A 12,059-nucleotide genomic window follows, 5' to 3' on the forward strand; every position below is an offset into this window, starting at 1 on the left:
GCTAGGCGCGCGGCGAGGCAGACCCGGCGGAGTGGTGCCCGCCTGCCGCGAGTGCGGCCAAGGCGGACACCGAATCCCGGACGATCCTTCGCTGGGTCTCCAGCCGGGCGGCCTCGGTGTCCGGCAGCTCGACGTGGACGTGTATGTCGGTGCCGGAAGGTGCGGGCACCAGGCGCCACTCGAAGCGCAGGTCCGAGATCAGACAGGATATGATCACGCGGCGGTCGTGCCGGTCGGTGCGCAGCGTCTGGGGCATCGGGAAGTCGGGATAGCCGTCGGGGTACATGGTGTATCGGTCCGGCTGGGTATCCGGTGCGGGATCGACGGATCCGATGCCCGCCCACCATTCGGGGAACCGGCCGGGGTCGTAGAGCAGCTGCCAGACATCCTCTGGAGCGGCGGCGCTGTGCGCGTGGTCATCGAAGCTCGGCATGGTCGCTCCCGGCAGCGTCGAAGGATGACAGGTCCGCGAGCACGAGGGCGAGCTCACGTTCGGGCTCCACGAAGGCGGCCAGCGGTGGACGGCCCAGATCGACGATGGCCGCCGAATAGCGTTCCCCGGTAAGGCTTCCCGCATCCACGCGCCGCCGCCAGGCACGCTTCGCCTGCCGCAGGCGCGTCACGGCCAGCCCCCGATCATCACGGGCGAGGGCGATCAGGCCCTGGATGCGCTGCATCCGCGCCACCAGGAGGTCCGGAAAGTCGCCCGCCGTCACGGGTTCCAGGGCGACCTCACGGAGCTCTTTCTCCGCCGCCGTGAGATCTCCCGTGCGGGTGAGCATTTCGGCGCAGCGTAGCCTGGTCAGCGCTCGGCTGATCGGCGCGTCGGAATTCAGCGCCCGCCGGAACTGGGCGATGGCCTCGTCCGGATCCCCGCACGCCTGAGCCAGCAGTCCCCGATCGTGCAGCACAAGTCCCGCCAGGTCCGCGCTACCGAGACGTTCCGCTGCCGCCGCCGCACCGTCCAGCGCCGCACGGGCTTCAGGCATCCGGTCGAGCCGTAGCAGCAGCGCGCAGCGACCGGACTGGGTATAGACGACCAGTCGCAGCAGGTCGTTCGGCACCACCAGCGACAGGCACCGATCGGCGAAATCCAGTGCCCGCTCGAACTTTCCGGCACACGCCGCCGCACCCGCCGCATTGATCAGGCAGCTGTACGCCAGATCGGGTCGCCCCGCCCGGTCCGCCGCGGCCGCCGCGTCCAGCAGCGGGCCGAAACTCTCGGTGAACCGACCGGCACGCAGCAGAGCGTGCGCGCGTGCGATCTCCACGTCATGGGAGAGCAGGTCACCGATGGCTCTCCCCTCCGTGAGCTCGCCCACCGCCCTGAGCAGTTCGGCGACCGCACCCGGGTCGCCAGCCACCGATTCGGCCCACGCCAGTCCCGCCAGCACCGCGGCCCGGATGGTGGGATCCGGATCCGGTTCGCGCTCGAGCAGATCCAGTGCCGCGCGGTAGGAACGCCGCGACTCACGCGGATGACAGATACCGCCGCGCAACCACATTCCGCGCCGTAGCCAGGCGGCGACCAGCGCGCCGGTGTCCTGCGGCGAGAGAAGCCGCAGCGCCCGGTCGAACGCGGCATCGGAGGCATCCAATCGCCCGCGCCACGCCTCCACCTCACCCAATTCGATCAACGCGTCAGGATTGTCTGGCTCCACCTCGAGTGCCTCACGGAGAAAGCCGGCAGCCTCGGCGAGTGCCGCCATCGCACGGGCTTCGGCGGCCGCGTGGACAAGGTGGCCGACCGCCAGATCATCACGACCGGCCTTGCGCAGATGTCCCGCGATCTCGGCAGCCCGCCGTGTGCCCGGCACGCCCCGTACCCGCAACGCGGCGGCCAGATCCTCGTGCATCCGGGCCCGCAGCGGTTCGGCGATATCCTCGTACACCGCCACCCGCAGCCGCTCATGCCGAAACCCGATGGCTCCCTCCCGAATTCGTAACAGCCCCGACCCCAGGGCCTCGGTGGCAGCGCGATCCGCATCGCCCAGCGCGGGCAGGCGCACGATCTCCGCGCGACCCACATCGTGCCCGGCCACCGCCACCAGCTCCACGAACAGCCGAGCGGACCCGCTCAATCGCGCCAACTCCGCCCGAGTCGCAGCACGCAGATCCGTGGCGAAACCTTCGTTGCCGAGGACGAACTGCCGCGCGGCAGCCACAGCGAGCAGCGGGCTGCCACCCGCCACCGCGACGACACCCGCCAGCTGCGCCGGGCTCAGCGCGCCACCCCGCTCAGCCGGATCAGGTGCGGAGGACAGCTCAGCCACAGCGATTACCGTGGCCGGCTCGGTGGGAGTCCGGTAGGCCGTCGTCTCGGCGGGGCCTGTCGCGGCGATCGATTCGACCCGAGTGTGGGCGGCGGGCATCCCGGTCGCGGTCCGGGCCGCGGTGAGCTGCGCTAGGGCGCGGATCTCAGCGGAATCCATTGGTCCCAGCTCTATTTCGGCCGCCAGGGCGCCCTTCGCGCGGAGTGCGCCCAGTACTGCCTCGGCGCGCGGGCTCGGCGGGAGACGACGGCGAGTGAGGACGAAAAGAATTGGCAGGCGGGTGATTCGACGGGTCACGTAGCCCAGGAGGTCCAGACTGGAGGGGTCGGCGAGGTGCAGGTCCTCCAGGGCGAGCGCCAGCGGGTGGCGCGCGGACAGGGTGCCCAGCAGGGCGATCACCGCTTCGAACAGGCGGATGCGATCGTGCTCCGGTCCGACGGCGGGAGCTCGGGGTGCTACGGCGGGGACCAAGCGGGCCAGATCGGCGGCCCAGGGTGCGTCCGACGGTAGCGGGCCGGTAGCGGCGAGCAGGTCGGTCAACAGTCCCGACCACACCTCGAAGGGCATTCCGCCGGGGCCACCGGCCGCACCGCCCGCGGTCCGGGCGCCGTGATGTGCTGCGGCGTCCAGTATCTCCTCGGTCAGCGCTGTCTTGCCTATGCCGCCCTCGCCCGTGATGGTGGCGACTAGGCCGAGGCCGGTTTCGGTGCGTGCCAGACACTTTCGCAGTCGCTCCAGTTCACGAGCGCGGCCGATGAACTCCGGCCGAGGCTGCACAGGCGTGGTCCACGGGGCGAGCACCGGTTCGTGTGGACGGAGCCGGTGGATGAGGGCTGTCGTCTCGGCGGAGGGGCGCAAGTCCAGTTCCGTGCTCAATGCCCGTCGCAGACGTGCGTAGGCCGCTATCGCACCCTGCTCGTCCCCGGCGAGGCAGAGGAGCCGGATCAGCTCCCGTCCGGCGCATTCGTTCGCCGGGTCGAGGTCGACACGCCGACGGGCCCAGCCGATGGCGGCTCGCACACTTCCCTCGGCCCCGGGCTCTGTCTCGGTCCCGGATTCATCCCTGGTCCCGGTCACAGGCCCGGTCCTGATACCGGCCTCGGCGCGAGCGGCCAGGTCGCCCAGCGCCGCGGCCAGCCGACGAGCGTGCTCGGTGCGCAGCTCGAGGACCCAGTCCTCGTGCCATCCGGCCAGCAGTTCGCCACGGCACAGGTCCACAGCCGCGACGCAATCACCGGAGGCAGCCAAACGATCGAACTCCGCGAGGTCAACCCATGGGTCGCCGCCGAGGCGCACGGTGTCGCGGTCCGCTTCGAGGCAAACGCCCGCCGGACCCAGGGCGGCTCGCAACGCCCACACCGCGCTGCGGAGGCTGGCTCGCGCATTGGCTTCCGGGACCTCCGGCCAGAACTCGCCCGCCAGGCGCGAACGGTGATGCGGGCCGGGGTGGACGGCGAGCCAGGCCAGCAGGGCACACACGCGTTGCCGCCGATCCGGCAGTTCCACCGATCTTCCGTCGAGTTCGACCCGCAGTGGGCCGAGGACCTGTATCCGCAGCATCGCGCAGCCTCTCCGCGAGACTTCAGTCTCTGCTCCCGGCACCGCGCTGGCAACCCCCGACGTGCTGCCGGACCGGGGTTGACGGGCATTTGACGGAAGCCGCGCACACTTTCTCCGCCAGCGATAACACCAAGAAGAGGGGCATCATGAGCAGCACCGAAGCCGCCCGGGGATTCGATCTCGACGAATTCCGCCGCAGCATCGAGGAGCGCGATGCGGCGGGATTGCGCGCGCTCTACGCCGAGGACGCGGAGATCCGGCTCATCGACCAGAACAATCCGCCGAGCCACCCGCTCGTCCTGCGCGGCCGCGACCAGATCGGGGCCTATCTGGACGATGTGTGCGGGCGGGAGATGACACATGAGATCCAGCACGCCGTCACCGACGGGGTGACGGTGAACTTCTTCGAGTCCTGCCGGTACCCGGACGGCACCCGGGTGCTGTGCGCGGCCACCCTGGATCTCGCCGACGGCCACATCATCCGGGAGACCGGCGTCCAAGCATGGGATCAGTGAGCGTGATGAACACCGAACATCGTGATTTCGCCGCACCCGACGAGGTGCGCGCCTTCGAATACGGCCGGGCCGAGATCCTGAAGGTCGGCGGCCGGGAAATCGGCAGGCTCGTCCTGCGACCCGGCTGGCGGTGGTCCGAGCATGTCAAGCCGGTCGCGGGCACGGACTGGTGCCTGGCCCCGCACTTCCAATACCACGTGGCGGGCACGATCCACATTCAGATGGCCGACGGCACCGAATTCGACGCCGGGCCCGGACAGGTCACCGCACTGCCCTCCGGGCACGACGCCTGGGTGGTCGGCGACGAGGAGGTGATCCTCGTCGACTGGTGGGGCGCGAGCGATTACGCCAAGTAGCTCAACCGATCTCGACGACCCGCGCCCAGGCGGGCGGGCCGCCGGGAGCATTGTCGGAGTCATTGGACCGCCGGGCGGTGTCACGCCGGAACAGGCATACCACGGTCCGGCACGAGGGCTTGGCCGTCGGCCACGGGGTCTGGCCGATCGAGCAGAATGCGCGCCTCGGCTGCCCACCGTTCGGCGGGCGCGCCCGCGTCGCTACGCGGTCCGAGTTCGTCGGCCTGCCGTGCATCCCATAGGTGGCGACGCGAATCCGGCCGGTACCGGCGATCGGGCCGGGGCGCGGATGCGAACCGCTCGCGGTGCGCGACCCGTCCCACGGCGCCAGCGCGTTCCACTGCCCCGCCTCCGCCACGCGGGTGCGGTACAGCGCGAGGACACCGGCTTCGCATCGCCGCCAGAGAACAGAAGAAGCCGCAGGTCAGTGACCTGCGGCTTCTTCTAGGGTGGTTCTAGCTGGGTTCGAACCAGCGACCCCTCGCGTGTGAGGCGAGTGCTCTCCCACTGAGCTATAGAACCGTAGCTCGCCGCCGGAGCGGCTGTTCGTCTCGGCTTTTTCGTGCCGCTCCGAACGAGACAGAACATTAACACGCTCCCCCGGCGTCACACCAAATCGCGTGCATATGGGCATAAAAGGTGGGTTCGACCGGGGCGGCAGGGGACTCGCCCGGGGTGTCGCCGGTAGGGCGACCGGCGGTGCGATGGGGGGAGCCTCGCATGGTTCGGTGACCGCCGGACACCGGGTGGGCGAGCACCGTGTGGCGGCGCGTTTGCGGGCGTGTGAACTACACCTGTGTAGTTCGGTTTCACCCCCTCCTACCAGGCGATTTGTTGCCGACGCCGATTGTCGGCTAATGTTCTCTCTCGTCAGCGGGACAGCCGAGAGGCGCCCGAGGTGACATGCGGATGTAGCGCAGCTGGTAGCGCATCACCTTGCCAAGGTGAGGGTCGCGGGTTCGAATCCCGTCATCCGCTCGAGAGGCCAACACGGCCTGCTTGGCGGTGTGGCCGAGTGGTGAGGCAACGGCCTGCAAAGCCGTGCACACGGGTTCGATTCCCGTCGCCGCCTCTTCTTCGTGAAGAGACAAGACTCGCGCGATTAGCTCAGCGGGAGAGCGCTTCCCTGACACGGAAGAGGTCACTGGTTCAATCCCAGTATCGCGCACCAAGAAATACCAGATCAGGCCCGGTTTTCACCGGGCCTTTCTGCTGTCGTGCACCCATCAGCCCATGCGGGTCCAACCGGCTTCGTCGACGGCGGCGTGCAAGGCGTCCAGGCCGAATGCCTCGACCGGGCCCAGAGCGCCGGTGGTGAGCAGGCCGCCGTTCAGGGCCGCGTGTGCGGCCCAGGCCAGCAGGTGGGCGGTGAATTCGTAGGGGTCGCCGCCGGTGAGGGTGACCGAGGCCAGGAGGTGGTCGGAGGCGTCGTAGGCTTCGGCGACGGCCCAGCCGCGGGTGCGGGCGCGGGTGCGGGCGTCGGGGCCTCCGGTGGAGCCCTTGACGATTCGCGCCAGTGCGGATTCGAGTCCGTGTTTCAGCGGCGGTAGTCGCGCCGCGGTGGCGGCGAGTCTCGAACCGATCCGCAGGCCGTGGGCGGCGACCGGCGGCAGGCCGAGGAAGACGTCGATCGAGCGCAGGTTCGGGTGGGTGCGCGGCAGGGCGAAGTGCTCGGAGCCGGGAATGGAGACGGCGGTGCGGGGTTTTCCAGCGACGTCGAAGTCGCGCAGGTGCGCGGCGGCGGGTTCGGTGACGACCTTGCCGTCGCGCAGGGCGAAGGCGCGCTCGAAGAGCATCCCGGCCACCGAGGCGCGAGTGCCACCGCTGGTGACGGGGCCGTCCATGAAGTAGCCGACGTCGACGCGCACCGCCGAGGGGGCATCACGCAGCGCCAGTCCGGCGGCCAGATTGCCTGGGACGTAATCGAATCCGAGCGCGGTCAGCAGTGCCACCCCCGCGGCGCGGGCCTGCTCGTCGTGGTCGAACACGGTGCGGACGAACGGGCCCTCGCCGGTGGAGTCGAGGTAGTGGGCTCCGGCGGCCAGCGCGGCGGCCAGGGCCGGACTGCCGTAGCGCAGGAACGGCCCGACCGTCGTCACGAGCACGTCGCCACGCTCGAGCAGGGCGGTCACCGCGGCGGGGTCGGCGACATCGGCGACGGCGGTCGCCGCGCCGCCGAGTTCTGCGGCGAGCGTCGCCAGCGCGGCAGCATCACGTCCGGCCAGCACCGGTGAATCACCCTGTGCGATCAGGGCTTCGGCGGTCAGGCGTCCGGTGTACCCGGTCGCCCCGAACACGACGATCTTCGGCATCGGCTGCCACCTGCTTTTCCGTTCGGCGTCCAGGGTGCATGTCTAGCACGCTGCGACAGATTGCTCACATCTTGTTGACATGTCGCCAACAATGCCGCCAGGCTCTCACGGATGCCGATAGGCGAGGTCGGTGCGTTTGCGGAGGTGAGATGACACAGTCGGTGAGCAGGGAGTGCGCTGGGCCGCCGCACGGGCAGGACCGTCCGCGCCTCGGTGCGGATCAGCGGGCGGAGCGGGCGGCGCAGCGCCTGCGGGTGCTGGCGGCGGCGTCCGGGATCTTCGGCCGTCGCGGGTACCACGCGGCCCAGATGGACGAGATCGCCGACGACGCGGGGATAAGCAAACCCACCGTGTACAAACACTTTCCGAGCAAGATCGACCTGTACCTCGCGGTGATCCAGTCGCGACTGGACCGATTGGTCGACGACATTCGCTCCGCGCTGACCGCTCCCGGCGACAATCGGACCCGCACCCGGTCCGCGGTCGCGGTCTACTTCGATTTCATCGACAGCGACCCCGACGGGTTCCGCATGGTGTTCGAAACCGAGGTGCCGAGCGAGCCGGAGGTGCGCGTGCGCGTCGACCACGCCATCGACAACTGTGTCATGGCGGTCGCGGGGCTGTTGACCCGCGACCTCGGGGCGGATGTGGCTCGGGTCCGCGTGCTGGCGGCCGGCCTGGTGGGAATCTGCCGGTTCACCGCGCGGCAGTGGCTCGACACCGACCGGCCGATTCCCAAGTCCCACGCGATCGACCTGACGGCGAAACTGTGCGCACAGGGCCTGTCGGGAGTGCCGCTGATACGACATCGCGAGGCCGCGAACTGATTCCGGCGGACCCGTCGCACGAATGACCGGCCGCCGCCCCGGCTGCCCACGCGACTCCGGTTGCCCCGCCACTCATCGCCTGGTTGGCACCGAGCAGTGAACAGACGTACTCTCAACATGCGTTGACATGGCGAATGTTTCTACTGGTGGAGGTTGTTCGATCATGCGGCCATCAGCCGTGAGGGAACACTCGTTCACCAGCTCGATAATGGAGGTGCGGATTCGATGAGCGGGTTCGGGGAGTTGGCGCGGGAGCTGTCCCGGGTGGGGCGGCGCAGCGGTCGGCGGCTGTCCAGGGTCGGGGCCGACGCCGCGAGCCGGACCGCCGCCGAGGTGCAGGAACTGATCACCGAGAGCGGACATCTCGTCCTCGGGGCGGTGCGGGCGAAGGCGCATGACCTGGGACTGCGGGACAAGCGCTAGCTCAGCGCAGGTAGGACGCTCCGTTGACGTCCAGTACCGCGCCGGAGGTCCACGCGGCATCCGGCGAGGCGAGATAGCGGACAGCGGAAGCGATTTCATCCGGGGTGCCGACGCGGCCGAAGGGGCTCTGCGCCCGTACCGCGTCGGTGACCCGGTCGGCGACGCGCTCGGTGGCGACGAAACCCGGAGCGACCGAGGCCACGCGGATACCGTGCGGGGCCAGTGACACCGCCAGCGACTGTCCGAGCGCGTGCACGGCCGCCTTGCTGGCACCGTAGGCCGGGTGGTCGGGTTCGCCGCGGAAGGCCCCGCGGGAACCGATGTTCACAATGGTCCCGGCGATACCGCGATCGATCATGTGCCGAGCCACCTGGTACGACACATTCGCGGTGCCGAGCAGGTTCACGTCCACGGTCTGCCGCCAGATCCGCTGCCAGTCCGCGTAATCCGTCTCCGCCAGCGGGTGGGCGATATTCACGGCCGCATTGTTGACCAGCACGTGCACCGTGCCGAGCGCCTCGACCGCCGCCGTCACGATCGCCTCGGCGCCGTCGGCCGTGCCGAGGTCACCGCCGATCAGCGTGTGTCCCTCCCCGGGCAGGTGCCGCAGCGTCGCCTCCGCGTCCTCGCGACGCGCGGAGTAGTGCACCGCCACCTGGTCGCCCTGCGCGGCGAAGGCCGACGCCACCGCCCGGCCGATCCCCCGCGAAGCACCCGTCACCAACACGCCACGACTCTCGTTCACCATGGCCCCACCCTGTCAGGCGGGCGGACCGTCAGCCAATACGGTGCGCTCGGGTCAGCGGGGCCAGTAGTTCTCCGGCCCCGCCTCGGAGACAGCGGCCTCGGCGGCGGCGTCGAGCCAGTCGGTGATATCGGTGTCCTCGGTCAGGTTGATGTAGAGGGCCGTGGATTTGTAGACGTAACGGTAGCTCTTGGAGCCCCAGCCACTGCGGGTGGCGGCACCGATGTAGCTGTCGCAGACCGATGCGCCGGGGCCCTGCTGCGGGCACCAGACCGCCCAGTCCTGGATCTGGCCCTTCATGGTCTCGTAGAGGCTGTCGGCGGCGGAGCTGGTGGGCAGGGCGAGCACGTTCACCGAGACCAGGATCTGATTGGAGTGGTCGACGTAGGAGCCCGCGACCATGTGGGTGCAGTTGTACTGCGCCAGAATGTCTTTGACATTCTGCGACATCTCCGTGGTGATGCAGTCCTGGACACCGCCCGCGCGCAACGTGTACTCGACGTTCATGGCGTCGCGGAAGGAGTGCGGCAGGAGCGCTTCCGACGTGAACGGGGTGGTGTCGGTGGTGGCCGAGTGCAGCGTGCCCCAGTCGAACGCCGGGGCCGTGGTGGCCGAAGCGCGGGCCTCGGGGGCGAGGGCCTGCTGACTGGTGGCCGATGATGCCAGGTCGGGCGCGGTGGTATCGCGCAGGGTGACGGCGACGAGCGCGATGCCCGCGACGGCCAGTGCGACCACGGCCAGCACCGCCGCGAGGCGAGAGCCGGTATTCATCGGGGCCACAGCGGGTGTCGGCGCGGGCCGATGCGGGTCCACCGGCCAGGCGGGTTCCAGCGGTGAGCGCGCCGCGGACGAACCGTATGGCTCGTCGGCCGCGAACGGATCGCGTGGCGCGGCTGGAACGCGTGGCGCGGCAGGCGTAGTCGGATCGTGCGGACCATCGACCGCGCCCGGATCGTGCGACTCATCGGACGCGGCCGGGCCACGCGTCGCATCGATCCTCGGGGAATCCACGACCCGCGTGGTGGCCGCGCCCGCCCCGGCCTGCCGTGCGGTCGTGGTGACAGCAGCGGTGGCGGTCGTGCCGGCCATCGGGTCAGCGCCCGCGCCCACATCGCGAGCGGCGGACCCGTCGGATCGTCCGGCACGGGCGGTCCGATCGGAAACCTCCCCCGCGGACGATCCCGCGTCGACCGTGCCCACGGCATCCTCCGTGCGACAGCGCTGGGTGTGCCGGTCGAGCACCGCCACCGCGGCTTGGTTGTAGAACGAGCCGTCGCCCAGCAGATAGGTGTCCTGGAGTGCGTCCAGCCACTCACTGGCGCGGGGACGGTCGTCGGAGGCGGCGGGGTCGATGAAGGCTCGGTCGAACAGCGAGCGCAGGCGGGGGTCGAGTTCGGACGGGAAGCTCGACGGCCCCCGCCAGCCGCCGCGGACGCGAGCGGGAGCGTCCGTGGCGAGAAAGAGGCAGCGGTACAGCAGCGCGGCCACACCGAACCGGTCGCTGAAGCGGTCGGGTCCCGCGATCGTGCCGGTGAGAAGCCTTGGATCGCACCACTTCTCGAGCAGGATACCCTCGGGGGCGGACACCCGCCCGTACCGCAGGCCATCGCATTCGAGCAGGTAGACGTGCGGCTGAAAACGGCTCCAGAGCAGATTCCGCGGGAACAGCGCACCGTGGACGAGATCGCGCTCCTCGAGCGCGGTGGCGATCTCGCAGATCCGAATCGCCACGGCGACACGGTAATACGCGTCCGGCGGTTGTTGTCCGGCCAGGCACAGCCGGTGCAGGGTCAGCGGCGATCCGTCGGGTTCGAGGAATTCGCCGGGGGTCAGCGGCAGGATCGCGCCCAGCAGGTCCCCGTCGCGTCGGACCAGGTCGAGCGGCCAGCCGATCGAGCTCTCGGGGGTGGCCGCCACTCCCCCGCGTCGTTCCGCCGGGAGCACGATCTCGCGGCCGAAATGCGCTGCGCGGGCCGCCCATCCGATGGCGTGCGCATCGGTGACGGCCGTACCGTACAGCTTGTAGACGCGTTCGCGGCCGTGTCGGTCGCGGCACCGGAACAGCCGCGACCGCCCGCCCGCCGTGCCGTACGGGTCACCCGCGACGAAGTAGACGTCACCGGACGTGCCGGTCACCGAGAAGAATCCCTGCCCTGTTGGCTGCGACGGGTCCGATGCCATCCCCGAGCCGCCCCTCCCTTCACACCACCCTGCTTCGGGAACCGACTGTGCCACAACGGACAAACGGGCACAAACGCACGAAATACCCGGTCGAGGGGCCGCAGACCAGCCCGATTTGGAGTCTTCACGGTGTTGTGGCTATGGTTCTTCCTCGCGAGCCGGAGCCGAAAGCCACCGGACGTGCGGATGTAGCGCAGCTGGTAGCGCATCACCTTGCCAAGGTGAGGGTCGCGGGTTCGAATCCCGTCATCCGCTCTGTGGGGGTCCCGCGCGATTAGCTCAGCGGGAGAGCGCTTCCCTGACACGGAAGAGGTCACTGGTTCAATCCCAGTATCGCGCACCGAAGTGGTCACGGACGTCGCTGCCGCAACACGCGCCACGCCAGCGCACCCCGCCGATCCGGCGATATGGGACGATCTGCGGAGTGACCAGCAGACCCGAGCAGCAGCGGCTACGCGACCTCGCGGTATTGCGGCGCGTCCGGGACCGGATCGACCGGGAGTACGCCCAACCCCTGGATGTCGAACGACTCGCCCGGGACGCGCACATGTCGGCGGGACATCTCAGCCGCCGGTTCCGGGCCGCCTACGGCGAGTCGCCCTACTCGTATCTGATGACGCGGCGGATCGAACGCGCCATGGCGCTGCTGCGGCGCGGCGATCTGAGCGTCACCGAGGTCTGCTTCGAGGTGGGGTGCTCCTCGCTGGGCACGTTCAGCACCCGGTTCACCGAACTGGTCGGAATGCCGCCCAGCGTGTACAAGCGGGAGGCCGCGAACGAGGCGGCCGGCATCCCGGCCTGCGTGGCCAAGCAGATCACCAGACCGATCAGGAATCGAGAAGCCTCGACCGGCGGCCGGTAACTACC

The 12,059-nt window shown here is 69.8% G+C and carries 11 protein-coding genes and 6 tRNA genes; 10 read left to right on the top strand and 7 right to left on the bottom strand.

All coding sequences use genetic code 11. The annotated features are described in order from the left end of the window. Position 1 precedes the first annotated feature (1 nt). Together QJS31_RS11740 and QJS31_RS11745 are read right to left on the bottom strand one after the other, a co-directional pair. On the bottom strand, positions 2-433 hold the full coding sequence (locus QJS31_RS11740; protein ID WP_282785160.1) for an SRPBCC family protein: 432 nt from the start codon (positions 431-433) through the stop codon (positions 2-4). Further along, the gene (locus tag QJS31_RS11745; RefSeq protein WP_306356683.1) at positions 417-3,833 is read right to left on the bottom strand and encodes an AAA family ATPase; all 3,417 of its coding nucleotides are present in this window, start codon (positions 3,831-3,833) and stop codon (positions 417-419) included. The genes QJS31_RS11740 and QJS31_RS11745 overlap by 17 nt, the downstream gene beginning before the upstream one ends. 146 nt (positions 3,834-3,979) lie before the next feature. On the opposite strand from QJS31_RS11745, the gene QJS31_RS11750 reads away from it, so the two are divergent. Both QJS31_RS11750 and QJS31_RS11755 read left to right on the top strand, forming a co-directional pair. Then, complete coding sequence (locus QJS31_RS11750) at positions 3,980-4,348, top strand: nuclear transport factor 2 family protein (RefSeq protein ID WP_282785158.1); 369 nt, start codon at positions 3,980-3,982, stop codon at positions 4,346-4,348. A gap of 5 nt (positions 4,349-4,353) precedes the next feature. Next, positions 4,354-4,704, top strand: a complete 351-nt coding sequence (locus QJS31_RS11755) for a cupin domain-containing protein (protein WP_039819129.1) — start codon at positions 4,354-4,356, stop codon at positions 4,702-4,704. 1 nt (position 4,705) lies between these two features. On the opposite strand, the gene QJS31_RS11760 is transcribed toward QJS31_RS11755, so the two are convergent. Both QJS31_RS11760 and QJS31_RS11765 read right to left on the bottom strand, forming a co-directional pair. Continuing rightward, positions 4,706-5,062 (bottom strand): hypothetical protein, encoded by a 357-nt coding sequence (locus QJS31_RS11760; RefSeq protein WP_306356684.1) that lies wholly within the window; start codon positions 5,060-5,062, stop codon positions 4,706-4,708. Between the two features lie 92 nt (positions 5,063-5,154). Continuing rightward, positions 5,155-5,226, bottom strand: a tRNA-Val gene (locus QJS31_RS11765). Between the two features lie 383 nt (positions 5,227-5,609). Here QJS31_RS11765 and QJS31_RS11770 point away from each other — a divergent pair. The 3 genes from QJS31_RS11770 to QJS31_RS11780 all read left to right on the top strand — a co-directional run bounded on the left by QJS31_RS11770 (position 5,610) and on the right by QJS31_RS11780 (position 5,875). Continuing rightward, positions 5,610-5,682: transfer RNA gene (locus QJS31_RS11770), tRNA-Gly, on the top strand. 23 nt (positions 5,683-5,705) lie between these two features. Continuing rightward, positions 5,706-5,776: transfer RNA gene (locus tag QJS31_RS11775), tRNA-Cys, on the top strand. 24 nt (positions 5,777-5,800) lie between these two features. Further along, positions 5,801-5,875 (top strand) — tRNA-Val (locus QJS31_RS11780). A gap of 55 nt (positions 5,876-5,930) precedes the next feature. Here QJS31_RS11780 and QJS31_RS11785 read toward each other — a convergent pair. Then, the gene (locus tag QJS31_RS11785; RefSeq protein ID WP_306356685.1) at positions 5,931-7,016 is read right to left on the bottom strand and encodes a trans-acting enoyl reductase family protein; all 1,086 of its coding nucleotides are present in this window, start codon (positions 7,014-7,016) and stop codon (positions 5,931-5,933) included. 149 nt (positions 7,017-7,165) lie between these two features. Between QJS31_RS11785 and QJS31_RS11790 the strand changes: the two genes are divergently transcribed. Continuing rightward, positions 7,166-7,843 (top strand): TetR/AcrR family transcriptional regulator, encoded by a 678-nt coding sequence (locus tag QJS31_RS11790; RefSeq protein WP_306356686.1) that lies wholly within the window; start codon positions 7,166-7,168, stop codon positions 7,841-7,843. 225 nt (positions 7,844-8,068) lie between these two features. Further along, entirely contained in the window at positions 8,069-8,266 is a 198-nt protein-coding gene (locus tag QJS31_RS11795) for a hypothetical protein (protein WP_306356687.1), read from the top strand. A gap of 1 nt (position 8,267) precedes the next feature. On the opposite strand, the gene QJS31_RS11800 is transcribed toward QJS31_RS11795, so the two are convergent. Further along, a complete protein-coding gene (locus QJS31_RS11800; RefSeq protein ID WP_306356688.1) occupies positions 8,268-9,014 on the bottom strand; it encodes an SDR family NAD(P)-dependent oxidoreductase in 747 nt (248 codons plus the stop codon). Between the two features lie 51 nt (positions 9,015-9,065). After that, on the bottom strand, positions 9,066-11,147 hold the full coding sequence (locus QJS31_RS11805) for a hypothetical protein (protein WP_306356689.1): 2,082 nt from the start codon (positions 11,145-11,147) through the stop codon (positions 9,066-9,068). 227 nt (positions 11,148-11,374) lie between these two features. On the opposite strand from QJS31_RS11805, the gene QJS31_RS11810 reads away from it, so the two are divergent. The 3 genes from QJS31_RS11810 (at position 11,375) to QJS31_RS11820 (ending at position 12,054) form a co-directional block, all read left to right on the top strand. Continuing rightward, positions 11,375-11,447, top strand: a tRNA-Gly gene (locus QJS31_RS11810). A gap of 13 nt (positions 11,448-11,460) precedes the next feature. After that, positions 11,461-11,532 (top strand) — tRNA-Val (locus QJS31_RS11815). Between the two features lie 84 nt (positions 11,533-11,616). Then, positions 11,617-12,054 carry a helix-turn-helix transcriptional regulator gene (locus tag QJS31_RS11820; RefSeq protein ID WP_282779952.1) on the top strand — a complete coding sequence of 146 codons (438 nt, stop codon included), beginning with the start codon at positions 11,617-11,619 and terminating at the stop codon, positions 12,052-12,054. Positions 12,055-12,059 lie beyond the last annotated feature (5 nt).

The sequence above is a fragment of the Nocardia sp. CC213A genome (assembly GCF_030766805.1).
In the GTDB taxonomy this organism is placed as follows: domain Bacteria; phylum Actinomycetota; class Actinomycetes; order Mycobacteriales; family Mycobacteriaceae; genus Nocardia; species Nocardia otitidiscaviarum.

What these genes read in the sequence shown, in the direction of transcription:
- QJS31_RS11745 (WP_306356683.1), bottom strand. Translation starts at nt 3,833, where the DNA reads ATGCTGCGGATACAGGTCCTCGGCCCACTGCGGGTCGAACTCGACGGA.
- QJS31_RS11740 (WP_282785160.1), bottom strand. Translation starts at nt 433, where the DNA reads ATGCCGAGCTTCGATGACCACGCGCACAGCGCCGCCGCTCCAGAGGAT.
- QJS31_RS11800 (WP_306356688.1), bottom strand. Translation starts at nt 9,014, where the DNA reads ATGGTGAACGAGAGTCGTGGCGTGTTGGTGACGGGTGCTTCGCGGGGG.
- QJS31_RS11790 (WP_306356686.1), top strand. Translation starts at nt 7,166, where the DNA reads ATGACACAGTCGGTGAGCAGGGAGTGCGCTGGGCCGCCGCACGGGCAG.
- QJS31_RS11755 (WP_039819129.1), top strand. Translation starts at nt 4,354, where the DNA reads ATGAACACCGAACATCGTGATTTCGCCGCACCCGACGAGGTGCGCGCC.
- QJS31_RS11785 (WP_306356685.1), bottom strand. Translation starts at nt 7,016, where the DNA reads ATGCCGAAGATCGTCGTGTTCGGGGCGACCGGGTACACCGGACGCCTG.
- QJS31_RS11795 (WP_306356687.1), top strand. Translation starts at nt 8,069, where the DNA reads ATGAGCGGGTTCGGGGAGTTGGCGCGGGAGCTGTCCCGGGTGGGGCGG.
- QJS31_RS11750 (WP_282785158.1), top strand. Translation starts at nt 3,980, where the DNA reads ATGAGCAGCACCGAAGCCGCCCGGGGATTCGATCTCGACGAATTCCGC.